General features: G+C 71.0%; 23 protein-coding genes. 12 read left to right on the forward strand and 11 right to left on the reverse strand.

The genetic code is table 11. The annotated features are described in order from the left end of the window. On the reverse strand, window positions 1-1059 hold a 1059-nt coding region (gene rsgA / locus VLI41_RS11885; RefSeq protein ID WP_325268311.1), incomplete at its 3' end, for a ribosome small subunit-dependent GTPase A. A 219-nt stretch (window positions 1060-1278) separates the two neighbouring features. Here rsgA and VLI41_RS11890 point away from each other — a divergent pair. Then, a complete protein-coding gene (locus tag VLI41_RS11890) occupies window positions 1279-1596 on the forward strand; it encodes a GNAT family N-acetyltransferase (protein ID WP_325268290.1) in 318 nt (105 codons plus the stop codon). A 9-nt stretch (window positions 1597-1605) separates the two neighbouring features. On the opposite strand, the gene VLI41_RS11895 is transcribed toward VLI41_RS11890, so the two are convergent. Next, window positions 1606-2346: a tRNA1(Val) (adenine(37)-N6)-methyltransferase gene (locus VLI41_RS11895; RefSeq protein WP_325268291.1), complete on the reverse strand. Its 741-nt coding sequence runs from the start codon at window positions 2344-2346 to the stop codon at window positions 1606-1608. Between the two features lie 175 nt (window positions 2347-2521). Between VLI41_RS11895 and VLI41_RS11900 the strand changes: the two genes are divergently transcribed. Beyond that, complete coding sequence (locus VLI41_RS11900; protein WP_325268312.1) at window positions 2522-3490, forward strand: polyprenyl synthetase family protein; 969 nt, start codon at window positions 2522-2524, stop codon at window positions 3488-3490. Between the two features lie 6 nt (window positions 3491-3496). On the opposite strand, the gene VLI41_RS11905 is transcribed toward VLI41_RS11900, so the two are convergent. The 3 genes from VLI41_RS11905 to fumC are packed head-to-tail and all read right to left on the reverse strand — an operon-like array spanning window position 3497 to window position 5475. After that, window positions 3497-3805, reverse strand: a complete 309-nt coding sequence (locus tag VLI41_RS11905; protein WP_325268292.1) for a CcdB family protein — start codon at window positions 3803-3805, stop codon at window positions 3497-3499. Then, window positions 3806-4039: a type II toxin-antitoxin system CcdA family antitoxin gene (locus VLI41_RS11910; RefSeq protein ID WP_325268293.1), complete on the reverse strand. Its 234-nt coding sequence runs from the start codon at window positions 4037-4039 to the stop codon at window positions 3806-3808. A 32-nt stretch (window positions 4040-4071) separates the two neighbouring features. Then, a complete protein-coding gene (gene fumC / locus VLI41_RS11915) occupies window positions 4072-5475 on the reverse strand; it encodes a class II fumarate hydratase (RefSeq protein WP_325268294.1) in 1404 nt (467 codons plus the stop codon). A gap of 124 nt (window positions 5476-5599) precedes the next feature. Here fumC and VLI41_RS11920 point away from each other — a divergent pair, with 124 nt between their 5' ends. The 7 genes from VLI41_RS11920 to VLI41_RS11950 all read left to right on the forward strand — a co-directional run bounded on the left by VLI41_RS11920 (window position 5600) and on the right by VLI41_RS11950 (window position 9570). Then, window positions 5600-5920 carry a YbjQ family protein gene (locus VLI41_RS11920; RefSeq protein WP_325268295.1) on the forward strand — a complete coding sequence of 107 codons (321 nt, stop codon included), beginning with the start codon at window positions 5600-5602 and terminating at the stop codon, window positions 5918-5920. Window positions 5921-5930: 10 nt separating this feature from the next. Then, window positions 5931-6308, forward strand: coding sequence for a RusA family crossover junction endodeoxyribonuclease (locus tag VLI41_RS11925; protein WP_325268296.1), 378 nt, complete (start codon window positions 5931-5933; stop codon window positions 6306-6308). Window positions 6309-6420: 112 nt separating this feature from the next. Further along, window positions 6421-6786, forward strand: coding sequence for a GntR family transcriptional regulator (locus VLI41_RS11930; protein WP_325268297.1), 366 nt, complete (start codon window positions 6421-6423; stop codon window positions 6784-6786). A 3-nt stretch (window positions 6787-6789) separates the two neighbouring features. After that, window positions 6790-7662, forward strand: coding sequence for an ABC transporter ATP-binding protein (locus VLI41_RS11935; protein ID WP_325268298.1), 873 nt, complete (start codon window positions 6790-6792; stop codon window positions 7660-7662). Beyond that, entirely contained in the window at window positions 7659-8618 is a 960-nt protein-coding gene (locus VLI41_RS11940; RefSeq protein ID WP_325268299.1) for a hypothetical protein, read from the forward strand. The genes VLI41_RS11935 and VLI41_RS11940 overlap by 4 nt, the downstream gene beginning before the upstream one ends. 20 nt (window positions 8619-8638) lie before the next feature. Then, on the forward strand, window positions 8639-9382 hold the full coding sequence (locus tag VLI41_RS11945; protein ID WP_325268300.1) for a hypothetical protein: 744 nt from the start codon (window positions 8639-8641) through the stop codon (window positions 9380-9382). After that, window positions 9379-9570 carry a DUF2007 domain-containing protein gene (locus VLI41_RS11950; protein WP_325268301.1) on the forward strand — a complete coding sequence of 64 codons (192 nt, stop codon included), beginning with the start codon at window positions 9379-9381 and terminating at the stop codon, window positions 9568-9570. Before VLI41_RS11945 ends, VLI41_RS11950 begins: the two co-directional genes overlap by 4 nt. Before the next feature lie 2 nt (window positions 9571-9572). On the opposite strand, the gene VLI41_RS11955 is transcribed toward VLI41_RS11950, so the two are convergent. From VLI41_RS11955 to VLI41_RS11980, 6 genes are all read right to left on the reverse strand, one after another. Then, window positions 9573-9974, reverse strand: a complete 402-nt coding sequence (locus tag VLI41_RS11955; protein WP_325268302.1) for a GFA family protein — start codon at window positions 9972-9974, stop codon at window positions 9573-9575. Window positions 9975-10073: 99 nt separating this feature from the next. Beyond that, complete coding sequence (locus tag VLI41_RS11960; protein ID WP_325268303.1) at window positions 10074-10280, reverse strand: hypothetical protein; 207 nt, start codon at window positions 10278-10280, stop codon at window positions 10074-10076. 345 nt (window positions 10281-10625) lie between these two features. After that, a complete protein-coding gene (locus VLI41_RS11965) occupies window positions 10626-10913 on the reverse strand; it encodes a DUF1153 domain-containing protein (RefSeq protein ID WP_325268304.1) in 288 nt (95 codons plus the stop codon). Window positions 10914-11080: 167 nt separating this feature from the next. Continuing rightward, window positions 11081-12463, reverse strand: a complete 1383-nt coding sequence (locus VLI41_RS11970) for a flagellar hook protein FlgE (protein ID WP_325268305.1) — start codon at window positions 12461-12463, stop codon at window positions 11081-11083. A gap of 112 nt (window positions 12464-12575) precedes the next feature. Next, window positions 12576-13382: a flagellar hook assembly protein FlgD gene (locus VLI41_RS11975; RefSeq protein WP_325268306.1), complete on the reverse strand. Its 807-nt coding sequence runs from the start codon at window positions 13380-13382 to the stop codon at window positions 12576-12578. 9 nt (window positions 13383-13391) lie between these two features. Continuing rightward, a complete protein-coding gene (locus VLI41_RS11980) occupies window positions 13392-15056 on the reverse strand; it encodes a flagellar hook-length control protein FliK (protein ID WP_325268307.1) in 1665 nt (554 codons plus the stop codon). A gap of 355 nt (window positions 15057-15411) precedes the next feature. Here VLI41_RS11980 and flgK point away from each other — a divergent pair, with 355 nt between their 5' ends. The 3 genes from flgK to mnmA form a co-directional block, all read left to right on the forward strand. Then, window positions 15412-17511, forward strand: a complete 2100-nt coding sequence (gene flgK / locus VLI41_RS11985; protein WP_325268308.1) for a flagellar hook-associated protein FlgK — start codon at window positions 15412-15414, stop codon at window positions 17509-17511. An 11-nt stretch (window positions 17512-17522) separates the two neighbouring features. Further along, window positions 17523-18458 (forward strand): flagellin, encoded by a 936-nt coding sequence (locus tag VLI41_RS11990; protein WP_325268309.1) that lies wholly within the window; start codon window positions 17523-17525, stop codon window positions 18456-18458. Between the two features lie 59 nt (window positions 18459-18517). Then, on the forward strand, window positions 18518-19560 hold a 1043-nt coding region (gene mnmA, locus VLI41_RS11995; RefSeq protein ID WP_325268310.1), incomplete at its 3' end, for a tRNA 2-thiouridine(34) synthase MnmA.

Genomic DNA, 19560 nt, shown 5'->3' on the forward strand with positions numbered 1-19560 from the left:
CCGCTTCTGCTTCATCCAGGCGCGACTGCTCTTCATCCGCACGATCCACTCGCGCTGCTGGGCCTTGCGCAACGCCGGGTCTGCCTTGGCGCGCTCGTGGGCCAGCTCGCGCTGCAGCTTGAGCCAGCTGTCGTAGCGCGCCGGATCGAGGCGGCCCTCGGCCAGGGCGGCCTGCACGGCGCAGCCGGGCTCGGCCTCGTGACGGCAGTCTTTGAACCGGCACTCCGCCGCCAGCGCCTCGACCTCCGCCTCGATCGCGCCGAAGACCGCCGCCACGCCCGCGCCGGCGTCCACCAGCCCGAGCTCGCGCATCCCGGGCGTATCGAGGATCAGGGCGCCCGAGGGCAGCCGGATCAGCTCCCGGTGGGTGGTGGCGTGCCGGCCCGTCTCGTCGTCCTCGCGGATCGCCCGCGTGGCCATCAGCTCGGCCCCGGCGAGCGCGTTGACCAGCGTCGACTTGCCCACCCCCGAGGAGCCCAGCAGGACCGCGGTCCGCCGCGGCTCGAGCTGCTCGGCCAAGGCCGGCAACCCCGCCCCGGTGAGCGCCGAGAGGACGATGACCGGGGCGCCGCCCGCGATCCGCGCCACCGCGCTCGCCGCGCCCGCGGCGTCCCCGGCCTGGTCGGCCTTGGTGAGCACGACGACGGGCGCGGCCCCGCTCTCGTAGGTCGCCGCCAGATAGCGTTCCAGGCGCCGAAGGTTGAGGTCGGCGTTGAGCGACAGCGTCAGCAGCGCCACGTCGACGTTGGCCGCGACCACCTGCAGGCCGTGCGCGGTGCCCGCCTCCTTGCGCACGAAGGCCGTGCGCCGCGGCAGGACGGCCTGGATCAGCGCGAAGCCGTCGCCGCCCTGCGCCGCGACCCAGTCGCCGGCCACCGGGTGTTCGCCCTCGCCCGCGGCATGGTGGAACCGGCCCGAGAGCCTGGCGTCGATCTCGCCGGACTCGGTGGCCAGCCGATAGAGCCCGCGCTGCTGGACGATCACCCGTCCGGCGAGGAGGCCCAGCGCCGCATAGGGCGCGAAGTCCTGCTGGAGCCCGCGGCTCCAGCCATAGGTCATGAGCAATGTCAGGGTTTCCCTTGGAAGGTCGATGAGCCGAACGGCGTCGACCGCGGAAGACCCCTTCAGGATGTCAGGAGCTTCGGCCGCCTTCAGGCGGCGGGCACGGCGACGCGGCGAGGGGCTCGCACAATGGGTTTCGACATGAGCCTCCTCCTCTCTGCACGTGACCGTTGGGCCGAGCTTGGCGAGCGCGCCGTTCGGCGTCAAGAAGAAGCCATGAGTGAACTTCCCGACATCGTCGACAACACCGCCGAGCACCGCTTCGAGATCAACCTCGCCGGCGAGACCGCCTTCGCCGAGTACCAGCTGGTGCAGGGCGGCATCATCCTGCCGCACACGGTCGTGCCCGAGGCCTTCGAGGGCAAGGGCGTCGGCAGCCGGCTGGCCCGTCACGCGATCGCCTACGCGCGCGACCGCGGCTTGAAGATCATTCCGCTCTGTCCGTTCATGGCGAGCTATATCCAGCGCCACCCCGAGGCCCACGATCTGGTGCATCCCACCTACCGCGAGCGGCTCGGCCTGCCGCCCGCGTGAGGGCCGGGCCTAGAGCCAGTCGAGCGCCGCTGCGCCCCGCAGGATCGCCTCGGCCTCGGCGGTGTGCTTGGCCCCCGCCCGGTCGTGCAGCACCAGCGGCGGCAGGAGCTTGAGCGGCGCCCTGCCGGCCTTCAGCGCCCGCACCAGCACCCGCTTGGCCGGCTGCTCGGCGAAGGGGTGCACCGGCCGGACCTGGAAGGAGCCGGCGGTCTCGCCCAACAGCGCCAGCAGGTCCGCGACCCGATCGGCCCGGTGGATCACGCTGATCGACCCGCCGTCGCGCACCGCCTTCAGCAGGAAACCCGCCCAGGCCGCCAGGCCGTCGTCGGCCATCCACGCGCCGCGGCGCTCGGGCGAAGGGGCCCGCAGCGCGGCCGGATCATCGAAGAACGGCGGATTGGCCAGGGCCGCGTCGAACACCGGCAACCCCAGGGCCGAGAACCGCCCCGCGACGTCGCCTTCAACGATCCGCACCCGGCCTGCGAACCCGTTCAGGCGCACGTTCTCCCGCGCCAGGGCCGCGGCCGCGGGGTCCCGCTCGAGGCCGGTGAAGCTGGCCTCAGGCCGCCGCGCCGCGGCCGCCAGCAGCGCCGCGCCGGCTCCGCAGCCGGCTTCGATCACCCGCGCGCCGGGATCCGCGTCGCAGGCCGCCGCCAGCAAGGCCGCGTCCAGCCCCGCCCGGTAGCCGCGCGCCGGCTGGCGCAGCTTCACCCGGCCGTCCAGGACGCGGTCCTCGGTGATCTCGTCCATGGCCTCCGCCGTGGTGTAAGGTGAACGCCGGCGCCCGGGTTCGCTTGACCGTGGCCTAGCGCGTCACCATTGTCCCCCGCAACGGCGGCGAGGCCCCCTTTCGGCCCCGCCGAAGCCAGGAGCCGAGGTCCTCGTGGAAGCCGCCCGCACGGCGATCGCCCCCAAGCCGCCGTCCCTGGATGCGCTTCTGGCGCTGGCGCGGCCGGACATGGCGGCGGTCGACGCGCTCATCCGGCGGCACATGGACAGCCCCGTGCCGGTGATCCCGGCGCTGGCCGACCACCTGATCGCGGGCTCCGCCAAGCGGCTGCGGCCGCTGCTCACCGTCGCGGCCGCCCGTCTGGTCGGCGGGCGTGACGAAGCCTGCCTGAAGCTCGCCGCGGCCGTGGAGTTCATCCATACCGCCACCCTGCTGCACGACGACGTCGTGGACTCCTCGCAGCTGCGCCGCGGCCGCGTCGCCGCCCACCTGATCTGGGGCGCCCCCTCCTCGGTGCTGGTCGGCGATTTCCTGTTCGCCCGCGCCTTCGAGCTGATGGTGGGGGCAGGCTCCATGCCGGCCCTGGAGATCCTGGCGCGCGCCAGCCGCGTGATCGCCGAGGGCGAGGTGCTGCAGCTCACCCGCTCGCACGACCTGGACCTCACCCAGGAGCTCTACATCGAGATCATCCGCGCCAAGACCGCCGAGCTGTTCGCCGCGGCCGCGGAATCGGGCGCCGTCTCCGCCGGGGCGCCGCCCGACCGCTGCGGGGCGCTGCGCAACTTCGGCCAGGATCTCGGGCTCGCCTTCCAGCTGGTCGACGACGCCCTCGACTACGATGGCGACAGCGGCGCGCTCGGCAAGAACACCGGCGACGACTTCCGCGAAGGCAAGGCGACCCTGCCGCTGCTGCTCGCCATGCAGCGGACGGGCACGGCCGAGCGCGAGTTCTGGATCCGCACCGTCGACCGGCGGGAGCAGGCCGAGGGCGACTTCGAGCGCGCCCGCGAGCTGATGCGCCAGACCGGCGCCATCGCCGCCACCCTGGATCTCGCCCACGCCTACGCCGACAGCGCCAAGGCGGCGCTCGTCGGCTTCGAGTCGGTCACCTGGCGCCCGGCCCTGGAAGACCTCGCCGACTTCGCGGTGATGCGGCGCGCCTAACGACGCTCAGAACCCGGTGAACAGGCGCTCGAGGCCGCGGCGGATCTGGTCTTCGTGCTCCGCAAGGCTGCCGCGAACGGTTTTCAGCAGCCCGCGCTCGATGCTGAAGAGTTCAAGCAAGGTCACCGTCAGCGACCGACCGTCGACCTCAACCGTGACATCCAGGCGACTGAACGGCCGCGCCGCATCGCGGACAACCGGCGCCACGATGACACTGTCGGCCCGTTCGAGCAGATGGGATTGAAGTACGAGCAGGTACGGCGCGACGCTGCGGGATCGCTCGGACGGATTTTCAACCAGATCGAACTGGCGCACTCACCATTTCCGGAATTCGGAACCGATCAGGCCGCGTTCGCGAATCCGCCGGTTGTAATCGTCGAAAGCATCGGCGTTTTCCTCGATCCAGCGCGTCTGTTGTTCCTGGACGGAAAGCTCCCGAACCGCCTGCTCGACTGCTGATTGCGCAATCCGTTGCAGATCCAGGCCCTTCGCCTGCGCCCTTTTCAGCGCATCGGCGTCGACCTCGATCCTCAGTTCCGCCTTTCCCATGAAGCGAATCGTACGCGCTTCGCGCCTCACCGTCACCCCGGGTGCACCATGTCCTCGGGGCGGACCCAGGCGTCGAACTGCTCGTTGGTCACGTAGCCGCCGCCGACGGCCTCCTCGCGCAGGGTGGTGCCGTTCTTGTGGGCGGCCTTGGCGATCGCCGCGGCCTTGTCGTAGCCGATGTGCTCCTTGAGCGCGGTCACCAGCATCAGGCTCCGCTCGAGGTTGGCCCTGATGTTGTCCTCGCGCGCCTGGATGCCCGCGACCATGTTGTCGGTGAACGAGATCGCCGCGTCCGAGAGCAGCCGACAGGTCTGCAGGAAGTTGTAGGCCATCACCGGGTTGAACACGTTGAGCTCGAACTGGCCCTGCGAGCCGGCGACGGTCATCGTCGTCTCGTTGCCCATGACCTGGGTGCAGATCATGGTCAGCGCCTCGGCCTGGGTCGGGTTGACCTTGCCGGGCATGATCGACGAGCCGGGCTCGTTCTCCGGCAGGGCGAGTTCGCCGAGCCCGGCGCGGGGCCCGCTGCCCAGGAAGCGGATGTCGTTGCCGATCTTGAACAGCGCCGAGGCGGCGCTCACCAGAGCCCCGTGGCTGAACACCATGGCGTCGTGCGCCGCCAGCGCCTCGAACTTGTTGGGCGCGGTCACGAACGGCAGGCGGGTGATGGCGGCGATCCGCTCGGCCACCTTCTCGGCGAAGCCCAGCGGCGCGGTCAGGCCCGTTCCCACCGCCGTGCCGCCCTGGGCGAGCTCGTAGAGCCCGTAGAGCGTCTCCTTGATCCGCCGCACGCTCATCGCGACCTGGTGGGCGTAGCCGGAGAACTCCTGGCCGAGCGTCAGCGGCGTGGCGTCCTGGGTGTGCGTGCGGCCGATCTTGATGATGTGGGCGAAGGCCTTGGCCTTGTCCTGCAGCGCCTGGTGCAGGTGCTCCAGCGCCGGGTTGACGCGGCGCGCCACCTCGTCGGCGCAGGCGATGTGCATGGCCGTCGGATAGGTGTCGTTCGACGACTGGCTCATGTTGACGTGGTCGTTGGGGTGCACGGGCGTCTTCGAGCCCATCTCGCCGCCGAGCATCTCGATCGCCCGGTTCGAGATCACCTCGTTGGCGTTCATGTTGGACTGGGTGCCCGATCCGGTCTGCCACACGACCAGCGGAAAGTGGTCGTCGAGCTTGCCGTCGATCACCTCCTGGGCCGCCGCGACGATCGCCTCGCCGAGCTTCGGATCGAGCTTGCCCAGCGCCATGTTGGCCTCGGCGGCGGCGCGCTTGACGATCCCCAGCGCGCGGATCACGGGGAGCGGCTGCTTCTCCCAGCCGATGCGGAAGTTCTGCAGCGAGCGTTGGGTCTGCGCGCCCCAGTAGCGGTCGGCGGGAACCTCGATCGGGCCGAAGCTGTCGGTCTCGGTCCTGGTGTTGGGCGAGGTCGCGGTCATCTGGCTGAAGCCTCCGGGCGCAAGCTAGGCGCGGTCTAACGGGCGGCATCCGCCGCCGCAACGGCCGTGGCGCGCGGCTCCGCCGGGCGATATACCGGCCAGATCATCGGGGAGGGGCTGCAGCATGATCGTCAGCACGACGTACGACCTGACGGGCTATGTGATCACCAAGCACCTGGGCGTGGTCCGCGGCGTCACCGTCCGTTCGCGCAGCGCGCTCGGCAACATCGGCGGGGCGATCCAGTCGTTCTTCGGCGGCAACATCACGATCTTCACCCAGCTCGCCGAGCACGCCCGCCAGGAAGCCTACGACCTGATGGTCGAGCACGCCCAGCAGCTGGGCGCCGACGCCGTGGTCGGCATGCTCTACGACGCCAACGACATCATGGACGGCATCACCGAGGTGCTGGCCTACGGCACGGCGGTGAAGATCCAGCGCGCCTGACCGCGCCCAAGTGTCCGAGGGCTGGACCCGGCACGGCAAGGTGCGCGCCCGCGAGGGCGAGGCCGGGCTGGTCGTGGAGGTCGACGGCCTGACCACCCAGGCGAAGTACTACAAGCCCCTGATCTACGAGTTCTTCCGCAAGGCCTGGCGCGGCTCCCGGCCCGCCTGGGGCGAGTTCGCCGTCGAGATCCGCATGGAGTACGTCGGCGAGCCGCCCTGGCTCGACCTCGACAACTTGGCCAAGGCGATCCTCGACGCGATCAAGGGCCACGCCTTCCACGACGACGCCCAGGTCGCCCGCCTGCTCGTCGAACGCGCGCCCGGCGAGCGGGAGCGGATCGTGGTGGCGGTGACCAGGCTCTCCGAACGACCGATGCGCCGGCCCTAAGCCAGGCGGGCGCCGCGCACCATGTCCCAAAACCCCTTGCCTCTCGATCAGTGTTATAGTTATGTAACACACTGATGCAGGGCCGCAGCCTCAGGCGGCGCCGGAAACCGACATGGATCCCGATTGGAATGACAGTCAGCCGATCTACCGCCAGCTGCGAGACAGGGTCGTGGCGATGATCCTCGAAGGCCACCTCAAGGAGGGCGATCCGCTGCCCTCGGTGCGCAACGTCGCCACGGAGACCCGCATCAACCCGCTGACCGTGCTGAAGGCTTATCAGCAGCTCGAGGCCGAGGGGCTGGTCGAGAAGCGCCGCGGGCTGGGCATGTTCATCAGGCCCGACGCGCGCGAGCTGCTGCTCGCCACCGAGCGCGAGAAGTTCCTCACCGAGCAGTGGCCGGAGATCCGCGCGACGATCCACCGTCTGGGCCTGGCCGAGCAGCTGCTCGGCGCAGGCCGGTCGCGCGGGGAGGACTGAGCCATGGCGGTCATCGAAGCCAAGGGTCTGCGCAAGCGCTACGGCAAGACCTTGGCCCTGGACGGGATCGACCTCACCGTCGGCGAGGGCCGCATCCTGGGCTTGATCGGGCCCAACGGCGCCGGCAAGTCGACGGCGCTCAACGCCATCCTCGGCCTGATCCCTTGCGAGGGCGAGCTCGCCGTGCTCGGCCGCGATCCCTGGGCGCAGCGCGATCGGCTGATGGAGGAGATCGCCTTCATCGCCGACGTGGCGGTGCTGCCGCGCTGGATGCGGGTCGGCCAGGCGCTCGACTACGTCGCCGGCGTCCACCGGCGCTTCGACCGCGCCCGGGCGGAGGCGCTGCTCGGGCGGACCAGCATCCGGCGGGGAAGCCGCGTGGGGCAGCTCTCCAAGGGCATGGTCGTCCAGCTCCATCTGGCGCTGATCATGGCCGTCGACGCCCGGCTGCTGGTGCTCGACGAGCCCACCCTGGGCCTCGACCTGCTCTACCGGAAGAGCTTCTACGACACGCTGATCAACGACTACTTCGACGGCCAGCGCACGATCGTCGTCTCGACCCACCAGGTCGACGAGATCCAGCACATCCTGACCGACGTGGTGTTCCTGAATCGCGGCCGCATCGTGCTCGACGCGGCCATGGAGGACCTCGAGACCCGCTATGCCGAGGTCGCCGTGCGGCCGGAGGGGCTCGCCGAGGCGCGCAAGCTCGAGCCCGTCCACGAGCGCCAGGTCTTCGACCGCAGCTTCCTGATCTTCGAAGGCGCCGACCGCGCCGCCCTCGCCCGACTGGGCGAGGTCAGGACTCCGAGCCTGGCCGATCTGTTCGTCGCCTTGATGGGCCCCGCGCCCGCCGAGGCCGGGAGGGCCGCATGAGCGTGCAATCCGAAGCCGCCGCCCCGCACCGCGTGCGGCCGTTCTACTGGTCGCTGCGCCGCGAACTGTGGGAGAACCGGGCGATCTACCTGGCCCCGCTGGCGGTGGCGGCGGTGATCCTGGCCGCTTTCGTCTACGCCTCGCACGGCCTCGCCCGCGAGCTGAGAATCGCGGCGCACCTGGTCCCGCCCCCGCCGCCGCCCCGCCACATCGACGCCAAGGCCCTGGCGACGTGGGCGACCGACGCTCCGACCCAGGCCGGCTTCGCCCTCCTGATCCCGTACATCGCCTCCGCTTTCGCCATGCTCGCGACCGCGACCGTGGTCGGCGTCTTCTACTGCCTGGGCGCGCTCTACGGCGAGCGCCGCGACCGCACGGTGCTGTTCTGGAAGTCCCTGCCGGTGGCCGATCGCACGACCGTCGCGGCCAAGGCGGTCGTGCCGCTGGTCGTGCTGCCCGTCGTCGCCATCGCGGCGCTGGGGATTATTTCGCTGCTGCTCCTGGCGGTGAGCTTCGCCGTGCTGGCCGGGAACGGGCTTTCCTGGGACCTGCTGCTGGCGCGCGCGCCGGTGGGGCGGATCTGGGCGCTTGCGGCTTACGCCATCGTCTGCCTGGCGCTGTGGTGGGCCCCGCTCATGGGTTGGTTGATGGCCGTCTCGGCCTGGGCCCGGAAGACCACCTTCGTGTGGGCCATCGCGCCGCCGGCTGTCCTGTGCCTGTTCGAGCGGCTGGCGTTTGGCAGCAGCTACGCCTGGCGCTTCCTGCGCTGGCGTCTCGGGGGCGGGCTCGAGCCGGCCTTCGGCGGCGTGCCGCCGCATCCGAGGAGCCTGCCGACGCTCGATCAGCTGACCCCGCTGCGATTCCTCGCCGATCCGGGCCTCTGGGGCGGCCTGGCGGCCTTCCTCCTTCTGCTCGCCGCCTGCGTCTGGCTGCGCCGGCGAGGCGATCCGATCTGACCCGAGCCCGGGAGGGCGCCATGATCATCCACCTGAGCCCTGATGCGCCGCTCGCCCTGCAAGCCCTGGCCGCAAGCGCGCTCGTGGCGCACATCGGCGGCGGGACCGTGGGCCTCGCCGCCGGAGCCCTGGCCGTCGCCGCGCGCAAGGGCGGCCGCCTGCACCGCGCCGCCGGCGACATCTTCGTGGCCGCCATGCTGATCGCTTGCCTGGTGGGCGCCGCGGCCTCGCCGTTCGTCCATCGGCCGGCCAACCTCTTCGGCGGCGTGTTCGCCGCCTATCTCGTCGCCACCGGGTGGCTCACCATGCGGCGGCCGCCGAACGTCGTGGCCACGGCCGAGATCGGCGCGTTCCTGGCGATCGCCACCGCCGCCAGCGCCGTCGCCGTCTTCGCCTGGTTCGGCGCACGGAGCCCGCACGGCGTCGACGGCGTGCCATGGCCGGTCGCCGCGGTGCTGGCGCTGGTGGGCGCGCTGGCCGCGGGCCTGGATCTCAAGGTCATCCTGGCGGGCGGCGTCTCCGGCCAGGCGCGGCTCGCGCGGCATCTGTGGCGGATGTGCCTGGCGTTCTCCTTCGGCACGGCCTCGCTGTTCATCGGCCAGCCGAATGTGTTCCCGGCCGCGCTGCGCGGCTCGCCGCTGCTGATCCTGCTGGGGGTCGCGCCGCTGCTGGTCATGACCTTCTGGCTCTACCGCGTGCGCCGGCGCGGCGGGCCGGCCGCCGCTCGCCCGCCGCTCGCGCCTGGGCTACCCATGGCGGGATGATCGAAGTCCTGAAGACCGGCGATCCCGTTCGCCTGCATTTCCTGAAGAGCCTGCTCGAGGCCGCCGATATCCAGGTGTTCGTCTTCGAAGGCGGCAGCCCCTGGCCGGGCGCCTTCCCGGCCCGCCTGATGGTTCCTGAGGCCGAAGCCGACATGGCGCGGCGCCTGATAGCCGAGGCGGAAGCCTGAGCTCAGCGCGCCATCAGGCCCTCCGGCAGCTCCGGCCAGACCGCCTTGGGGTCGTACCAGCTTGCGCCATCGGAGCGCCAGATGTGCCGCTGGTTCTCGCACCTCGCCGGCGTGTCCAGGCAGCCCAGCCGCAGCAGCACCACCGGCTGGGCGATCCGCTCGGCCATCACATGGGAGCCGCACTCCGCGCAGAAGTGCCGGAACTTGCCCGGCGATGACTCATACGACCGCCGGACCTCCTCGCCGCGAACCCAGCGGAATTTCTGCCGCGGCACGGGCGCGACGCTGGAGAAGGCCGCGCCATGCGCCTTGCGGCAGGTCCGGCAATGGCAGTGGGCGATCCCCTCCAACTCGGCGTCCGCCTCGTAGGCGAGCCGTCCGCAAAGGCAGCTTCCGCTCAGCATCTCCGCGCCTTTCGTCTCTCGGCTCCGAAAGCTGCCCGCCCGCGGCCCGCGACGCAACGGCCTCTGGGGGCCCGCTGCGAGCCCCGGCGAGTTTGGGGCTCAGGAGCGCGCCGTGTGACTGGGCTGGACGTCGCCGTCGGCGCAGGCGCCCTGGGTCAGCTCTTCGGCCATGCGCAGCCAGATGGAGGCCAGGTGGAGATAGGCTTCGGCGATGGCGGCGTCCCCGCAGCGCGGCGCCTGGGCCGCCGTGTCGGTCGCCATCTTCAGATAGCGGGCCGCCCGCCGCTGGTCCGTTTCGTCTACCAATGTCAGCTACCCGACAAAACCCTCGTCTACCCGCAACGCGGCTCCGCGACGCAGGTTCCCGGCGCATCCCGCTAAGCAGTTGAAAGCGAGGCGATGGCGCTTGCGTCCGCCGCCGCCCGCGGTTGAAGCGCCGGTCGGGGAACAAGCGTGGCTGCAGGGCGTTTGGCGCGGGACGACGGCGTGGTCGTGTGTTGCAGGTGTTGTCGTCGTCTTGCGAGCCCCCGGGACGGCGCATCCGCCCCGGGGGCTTCATTGCAAGGGCCGCCGTCGAAAACGAAAGCGGCCGCGCTCGGGAGGACGAGCGCGGCCAGACTGTCGCGAACCTTATCCGGGGGATGGAATGGTTCAGCGATACTGTTGCAGGCGCGTGGTGCGCAGCCCCGCCAGGCCATGGCGGTCGATGGAGCGCTGCCAGGCCAGGAACTCCTCGGAGGTGAGCTGATAGCGCTCGAGCGCGTCCTCCAGGGAGAGCAGACCGCCGCGCACGGCGGCGACCACCTCCGCCTTGCGGCGGATCACCCAGCGACCGGTGTTGGCCGGAGGCAGGTCCTTCAGGGTCAAGGGCGCGCCGGTGGGGCCTATGACATAGGCTTCTCCCCGGCTGTTGGTGCGCACCTGCTGTTGTTGCAACATGGCTGTTAAGCTCTTCCCACCATCAGAGTCGATGGCGACCATAGCCGCCGGTCACTAACGCCGGCTGAATCGCTATAGTAAAGAAACGCCTAACCATTCCTGATCCGTGTAAACATTTGGTTTCTATCCGGAATTTCAGAGATGTTAAGCCAGGCTAATTCGAGAAATTATCTCTTCATATCTATCAGTTCTTGCAACATCTCATCGGCGGTCGTGATGATCTTCGAAGATGCGGAATAGGCCCGTTGAGTAGTGATCAGGCCGGTGAACTCGGCGGAGAGGTCGACCGTCGAGGCTTCCAGGCTGGAGGGCGCGATGGCGCCGGCCCCGCCGTTGCCAGGCTCCTTCAGCACCATCGGTCCTGCGGTGAGCGTCGCCTGGTAGGCGTTGCCGCTCACCGACTTCAGCCCATCGGCGTCGGGGAAGGTGGCGATCGCCACCTTGGCGATCTTGCGGATCTGGCTGTTGTCGAAGATGGCCGAGACCACCCCGTGCTCGTCCACCTGAACGCCCACGATGTTGCCGACGCCGGCGCCATCGTTGGAGACCGAGTTCACCGTCGAGGCTTCCGCCTGCTGGGTGACGTTGGTGAGGTCCAGGTTCACCGTCTGGGCGGCGATGCCGAGGTTGGCGGCCCAGGCCGGCTGCGCCCCGCCCGAGGCGGCCAGGTCGATCACCGGCGGATTGCCGGCCGCGCCGAACAGGGTGGTGTCGGCGAGGTCGATGCTGCCGTCGGAGTTGAATGCGACATCGCCGATGGCGATCTGGCCGGAGGGTCCGGCGGTATCCACGTCGCTGGCCGGGATCGCATAGATCTCGGCGTGCCAGGTGTTCGGCGCCGCCGAGCTCTTCAGGAAGCCGATCTCGATCTTGTGCGAGGCGCCCAGGCTGTCGACCACGTTCAGGTCCATGGTGAAGTCGGGCTGCGTGCCGCCCGCCACACCGGCGGCGAAGTCGGCCATGCTGTTGCCCGCCGCGCCGGTGTAGGTGGCCTCGGACGGCGAAACCGTCTCGGTCGCGTCGAGATTGGCGCTGATCCCGACGTTGCCGGTCGGCTGCACCGCCGTGCCCAGGTTCTTCACGTTGATCGAGCTGAGCTTGCTGAGGTCCGAGGGATCGATCGCGAACGTGCCGTCGGACTTCGCGGGCCAACCCTGAAGGTAGAGCCCGGCGTCGTTCACCAGGAACCCGGACGCATCGACGTTGAATTGGCCCGCCCGGGTGAACTCCCGCGCATCGGCTGGGCTCAGGCCCGTCGGCTTCTGGGTCGCCACGAAGAAGCCGTCGCCGGAGATCGCGAGATCGGTCGGCGAGGCCGCGGTCTGGATCAGCCCCTGTTGCGAAATGTAGGCGTGGGGGATGCCTTGCACCCCGCCGGCGGAGTAGAGGCCCTGCACGGACTGCGCAGTGACGACGTCGCCGAAGTTCACCTGGTTGCGCTTGTAGGCGATGGTGTTGACGTTGGCGATGTTGTCGGAGATCGCCGCAAGCGCCGAGGAGTTGGCCACCAGGCCTGACACCCCGGCGAGCATGGCCGAATTGATGCTCATGGGTCTTTCCGTTCTCTGGGGATGGGCCCGCCTGCTGCGGATCCCGAACGGCGCCTTGCGGCCGTCGGGACGGACGGCGTTTTGCCGCCCGGGTGGATGGGAGGACGCCGGCTCAAGGGCCGCCGCCGGTGAGCGCCGAGACCACGGAGGTCACCGGCGAAGTCAGGGTCGAAACGGCCGAGGTGATCGGTGAGGCCAGGGTGGAGAGCAGCGACGGGCTGGCCGCGGGCGGCGCCTCCTGGATGCTCGTCACCGTGTTCCAGCTCACCTGGCCGCCGTTGATGGTCAGCATGGTCTGACCGTTCGTCTGCTCGACCCCGGTGACCACCCCCTCGACATAGGACGTGGTGGCGATGGCCGCGCCGTTCGGATCGGTCGCCGTGACCCGCAAGGTGTAGGTCCCGTCGGGCAGCTGCGTCCCGGTCAGGTCCTTGCCGTTCCAGGTCAGGGTGTGGTCGCCCGCCTTCAGATCCGCAGGCGCCTCGGCGTGCACAACCTTGCCCGCGGAATCGACGATCTCCAGCTTCAGGCCGCTGGCGGCGGAGGGCAGGTTGTAGATCCAGCTCGCCTGGCCCTTGCTGAGCGCCGCGGCGTCGCTCACCGCTCGCACGTCCTTGCCGATCATGCTGACCGCCGTCGAGATCCCCGTGCCGGTGTTGCCGGCGATCTGCTGCAGCAGGCTGTTGCTCTGAATCTGCTGCTCGACCCCGCTCATCTGCACCAGCTGCTGGGTGAACTGGTTGGAATCCAGCGGCGAGAGCGGATCCTGGTTCTTCAGCTGCGTGGTGAGCAGCGACAGGAAGGTCTGGAAGTTGTCGGTCAGGCTGGCCAGGCTCGACGCGGTGGTGTTGGGCGAGCCGGGCGTGGCGCCGGTGACCGGCGCCGTCGGGGCCTGGGCGGTGGTTGGAGTGACGCTCATGGCTGGCCTCTAGATCCTGATGTCCACGCCCGAGGCGTGCCGGCCCAGACGGCTCAGCGCCCCCGCCGCGGCCTCGGCCGCATCGCCGGCCCCGCCGATCGCCGCCTGGAAGGCGCGGCCGCGCGCCAGGCCGCCGCGTTCGGCCTCGCCGCCCTGTGCGTCCGGGTTGCGGCCACGCTCGCCGGCCACGTCGAAGGAGAGCCCGCCCGACAGGTCGAAGCCCGCCTGCTGCAGCGCCTGGGTGAGCTCGTCGGCGCGCGCGGCGAGCTCGCGGGCGGCCTGCTGATTTTCGAAGGAGAGCGCTGCGGTCATGCGGCCCTCGGCCCCGATCTCGACGCGGACGTCCACGCGGCCAAGGCCTGCCGGGTCGAGTTGCACGTCGAATCGCGTCGAGCGCCCCTCCAGCTTGCGGACCATCTGGACGGCGAGGTTGGCCACGGTCTGCGGCGCGCTGCTCGCCGCAGCCTGGGGCGCGGGCCCACGCAGCGGCGCATCGGCCTGGGTGGCGTTCGGCGCCGGCGCGCCAGGCTGACCGGCATCCGGCTGGGCCTCATCGGCCGGAGCGTCGTCCGATGGCTCGCCGGTCGCGGCGAACGCCTCGGTGTCACCCGCGGGCCGATCAGCGGCCGGCGCGCCGTGAGCCGCGCTCGGGGGCGCGCCCTTGGCCGGCGGGGCGGCGGCCTCGGCCGACTTCGGCGCCGCCGCCTCGACCCGCGCCGTCTGGGTTGCGGCGCGCTCGCGGGGGGTGGACGGCCGGGCGGGAGTCGCCGGCGCCTGGGCGGCCTGGCCGCTGCCGGCGATGATCGCGGCCGGCGGCGGAGCGGTCTCGCTCGGGGTCGACGGTGGCCCGCCAGGCGCCTGTGAGGCGGGCGCGGCGGGCGGTGTGGCGGAAGCAGCCGGCGCCGGGCTCGCGCCTGCGGGACCGGCCAGGGGCGCCGCACGGCTTGCAGCCTCGGGCGCGGAGGGCTTCGTCGAAGCGGCCGGGAAGGACTTGGGCGTCGGCGCGGCGGTCTGCGGCGACGCCATCCGCGCCGCGAGCGCCGGCGCGGACGGCTCGGCCCCGCTCGCGATCGCCGCCAGCGCCGCATCGGCCGCCGGCGAGGCCTGGGCCGGCAGCGCCGGAAGCTGCGGCGCGGCTGGCGCGGTGGTCGGCGCCTCTCCGGGTGCGGGCGCCTTGGCCTGGGCGGGCGACGGCGGGCTCTCCGCCAGGCCCACCTTCAGCATCGCCGTGGGCGCGGCGGTCGCCGCAGGCGCCGCGGGCGCGGCCTTGCCCTGGCCAAGCGCCTCGGGAGTCCGGCCCGAGCCGTCGGAAGGCGTCTCGTCCGCCGGCTGGCCGGGTGTCGCCGGAACCGCCGCCGGAGTGGCCAGGGGCAGGGCTGCCAGCGCCGCCGCGCTCGGCGCGGCCGCGTCCTGGCCCGTCGGATCCGCCTCGGTCTTGGCTCGGGGCGCGGCGGCGGCCTTGCCTTTCGCCGCGAGCGCCGGCTGGCCGGTCGCGGCGGGCGCGGCCTTCGTGGTCGGCGGCGTCGCGACCGGCGCCGCCTGCCCGAAGAGAGCCGCGATCAGGGCTTCGAACCCCGCCAGGGTCCCGGCCGCCGGCGCGGCCGCAGCGCCCTGCGGCCCCGCGGCGTGGCCGGAGGTCTGGGCAGGCGGCGCGACGGTGGCGGGCGCTGACATGAAGGCCTTTGGCGATGGCGCGGGTTGCGCCGGGCTTATTCGGACGGGGTGGAGCAACCCTCGGGCCACACTCCCAAGTCTCTGATTTCCGGACGTTTCCTGTTCCGGAGCGGCTTGGCGGAGCGTCGCTGGCGGCCGAATTTGCCGAGCGCGAGGGCGTTCCCTGCCGCCCGGCCGCCGGCCCCCGGCTTGTGGCGCCGGACTTGCGGGTCAGCTCCCGACAGCCACTGGGTCCGGGAAGGGACCACGTTGAAAATGCGGGCTTTTTTCGGGCGCCTCGCGCGCGCGTTCACCATAGGGTGGGCAGAATTCGCCCAGCCCTGCGTCAGCCTTTGCCGGGCGGAGGGTTAATCGCGTGTCGCTCTCGACGGTCCTGGACACCGCGACGTCTGGCCTGATGGCGGCCCAGACCGGCCTTCGCACGGTCTCGGACAACATCGCCAACGTCAACACGCCCGGCTACGTCCGCAAGCAGGTCGATCAGCAGCAGCTCGACGTGGCCGGCGTCGGCATGGGCGTCCAGGTGATCGGCATCCAGCGGGTTACCGATCAATACCTGCAGCTGGCGAGCCTCACCGCCGGCTCGCAGGCCAGCCAATGGGACGCCTACTCGCAATACCTCGACAACGCCCAGAGCCTGTTCGGCGACCCGTCGAGCTCCAGCTTCTTCTTCAACAAGCTGGACGACGTCTATTCGGCCTTCGCCGCCTCGGCGAACGATCCGTCGAACAACCTGCTGCGCACCCAGGCCCTGGCCAACGTTCAGGACTTCCTCTCCGAGGCCGATCGCATCAACTCCCAGCTCGGTCAGCTCGGCTCGACGGTCGATACCCGCGTCAACGCCGACGTCGACCAGGCCAACGGCCTGCTGCAGCAGATCTCCAAGCTGAACGGCGACATCAGCCGGGCTAATCTCGTCCAGGCCGACGCCTCGGGCGCGGAGAACATCCAGAGCCAGCTCCTCGACCAGCTCTCCAGCCTGATGAGCATCAAGGTCGCCCAGCGCGACGGGGGCGGTGTCGATGTCCGCTCGCCGGAGGGCGTGCTGCTGGCCGGCGACACCGCCGCCACGCTCGCCTACAACGCCTCCGACTCCACGCCCGGCTACATCACCGCCACCCAGCCCGGCGTCGGCTCCAATCCGCAGCCGATCCAGATCTCGAGCGGCGAGGTGCGCGGCCTCCTGGACCTGCGCGACAGCAAGCTGCCGGGCATCTCCGACGAGCTCGGCGAGTTCGTGAGCCGCGCCACCGATGCGCTGAACGCGGCCCACAACGCCTCGAGCGCGACGCCGCCGCCCGCCACGCTGACCGGCCGAGACACCGGCCTCGACCTGCCCACCGCGGTCTCGGGCTTCACCGGCCAGACCACCGTCGCCATCGTCAATTCCGCCGGCGTCGTGCAGCGGACGGTGGCGATCGACTTCGACGCCCAGACCATGAGCGTCAACGGCGGCGCGGCGACCGCCACCTCGCCCGCCAGCTTCCTGGCCGACCTCAATACCGCGCTCGGGGGCGCGGGTTCGGCGACCTACGTCAACAACCAGCTCTCGATCGGCGCCAGCGGCGGCAACGGCGTCGCCGTCGACGAGGACACCTCGATGAAGGCGGGCCGCGCCTTCTCGCAGTTCTTCGGCCTCAACGACCTCGTCCGGTCGAGCGGCTTCACGAATTACGAGACCGGGCTCTCGGCCACCGACCCGCACGGCTTCACCGCCGGCGGCACGGTGACCTTCCGGCTCGCCCAGCCGGACGGCAAGCCGATCCGCGACGTCACCGTGACCATGCCCGCCGCACCGCAGATGAGCGATCTCATCGCCGCGCTCAACAACACCACGACCGGCGTCGGGCTCTACGGGGCCTTTTCGCTGGACCCCAACGGGCTGCTCTCCTTCACCGCCTCGCCGCCGACCAATGCTTCGCTCTCGGTGGTGGACGACAACACGCAGCGCGGCGCGGGCGGGCCCTCGTTCAGCCAGCTGTTCGGCGTGGGCGTGGTCCAGCGCAGCGCGCGCGCGAGCCAATTCCAGGTCGATCCGGCGCTGCTCGCCAATCCGCAGCTCCTGGCGCTGGGCAAGCTCGACCTGACCGTCGCGGCCGGGACCCCGGCGCTCAGGCCGGGCGACGGCTCGGGAGCGGTGGCGCTCTCTCAGGCAGGCGACGCGACCGCCACCTTCCAGGCCGCCGGATCGCTCGGTCAGGTCAGCACGACCATCTCCCGCTACGCCTCGGAGTTCGGCGGCGCGGTCGGCCGCGACGCCGCCGCCGCGGAGACCCAGAAGCAGGCCGCCGCCGCGGTCCAGACCGAGGCGGTCAACCGCCGCCAGTCGGTGGAGAGCGTCAACCTCGACGAAGAGCTGGTCCATCTGCAGACCTATCAACAGGCCTTTAGCGCTTCGGCGCGCATGATCCAGGCCACGAAGGACCTGTTCGACGTCCTGATGAACATGGTCTGAGGAGAATTGAGATGGTGACCCGCGTCTCCACCGTCGGAAACTACTCCGCCATCCTGGCCAACCTGATGGCCGCCCAGCAGGCGCAGCTGCAGGCGGGGGTCCGCGTCTCGACCCAGAAGAACGGCTCCGACCTCAAGGACTACGCCAAGAACGACGAACTGCTGACCGCCATGCGCTCGGTCCAGACCCGGCTCACCGGCTTCCAGGACCAGAACAGCCTGATCGCCGACAAGCTGACCACCCAGGACACCGCGCTGAACCAGGTGGCCGACGCCGCCCAGGCGATCCGCGAGGCGATCGCCGACGCCCTGGCCTCAGGCAACGCCACCACCCTGATGGCGGAGGTGCAGGGCGAGATGAACCAGGCCGTGGGCGCGATGAACACCAAGTACAACGGCAACTACCTGTTCGCCGGCGGCCAGATCAACACCCAGCCGGTCACCGCCCAGCAGCTTTCCGACCTGACCGCCGGCCCGCCGATCGGCTCGTTCTTCCAGAACGACCAGTTCAAGGCCCAGGCGAACATCGACGACTCCACCGCCGTCACCACCGGCATTCTCGCCTCCGACATCGGAACCCCGCTGCTGAACGCCCTGCAGACCCTGAAAGCCTTCGACCAGGGCGGCTCGGGCCCGCTGGGGGCCAACCTCACGCCGGCCCAGCGGACCTTCCTCGTGAACCAGCTCTCCACCTGGGACAGCGTCCACCAGGGGATCACCACCATCACGGCCGGCAACGGCATGGTCCAGAAGCGGGTCGACGACATCAAGACCGACCTCTCCAGCCGCCAGACCACGCTCGCGGGCATGGTGAGCAACATCACCGACGCCGACATGGCCAAGGCCGCCGCCGACCTGCAGCTCGCCCAGACCTCCTTCGCCGCCGCCGCCCAGGTGTTCCAGACCCTGAAGGACTCCTCGCTGATCAACCTGCTGGCGATCCAGTAGTCCCTCCCCATCAAGGGAGGGATGCAATTCGGCGCCGGCCGCTCTAAATACCGGCCTCCATGAACGCTCCCGTCGCCACGCCAGCGCTTGCCGACGGCCTGATCGAGGCCGCGCGGGAGGCCGTGCGCCTGCCGGCCGGGGCGCGGGTGATCGCGGCCATGTCGGGCGGCGTGGACTCCACCGTCACCGCGGCCCTGCTCGCCCACGCCGGCTACGAGGTGGTCGGCGTCACCCTGCAGCTCTACGACCACGGCGCGGCGGTCCAGAAGAAGGGCGCCTGCTGCGCCGGGCAGGACATCTACGACGCCCGCGCCGCCGCCGAGGCGCTGGGGATCGCCCAATACGTGCTCGACTACGAGAGCCGGTTCCGCGAGCAGGTGATCGAGGAGTTCGCCGACGCCTACCTGCGCGGCGAGACGCCGATCCCCTGCGTGCGCTGCAACCAGACGGTCAAGTTCCGCGACCTCATGGACGTCGCGCGCGACCTGGGCGCGGCCGCGCTCGCCACCGGCCACTACGTGCGCCGCGCCGAGGGGCCGGCCGGGCCGGAGCTGCACCGCGCGGCCGATGCGGCCAGGGACCAGTCCTATTTCCTGTTCGCCACCACGCCAGCGCAGCTGGAATACCTGCGCTTCCCGCTGGGCGGCCTGCCGAAGCCTGCGGTGCGTGCGGCGGCCGCCGCGCTCGGCCTCTCGGTCGCCGACAAGCCGGACAGCCAGGACATCTGCTTCGTGCCCGAAGGCCGCTACACCACGGTGATCGACCGGCTGCGTCCGCACGGCGCCGAACCCGGCGACATCGTCCACCTGGACGGCCGCATGCTCGGCCGCCACGAGGGCGTCACCCGCTACACCATCGGCCAGCGCCGGGGCCTGAACGTGGCCGTGGGCGATCCGCTGTTCGTGGTGCGCATCGACGCCGACGCGCGCCAGGTGATCGTCGGGCCGCGCGAGGCGCTGCTGACCGGCGCCCTGACGCTGAAGGAAGAGAACTGGCTCGGCGAAGGCACGCTCGCCGAGGCCTGCGCGGCCAGCCGCCGTGTCCTCGCCCGCGTCCGCTCGACGCGGGAACCGGCCCCAGGGCGGTTGGCAGTCGTGGACGG

The sequence above is a fragment of the Phenylobacterium sp. genome (assembly GCF_035475775.1).
Classification (GTDB): Bacteria; Pseudomonadota; Alphaproteobacteria; order Caulobacterales; family Caulobacteraceae; genus Phenylobacterium.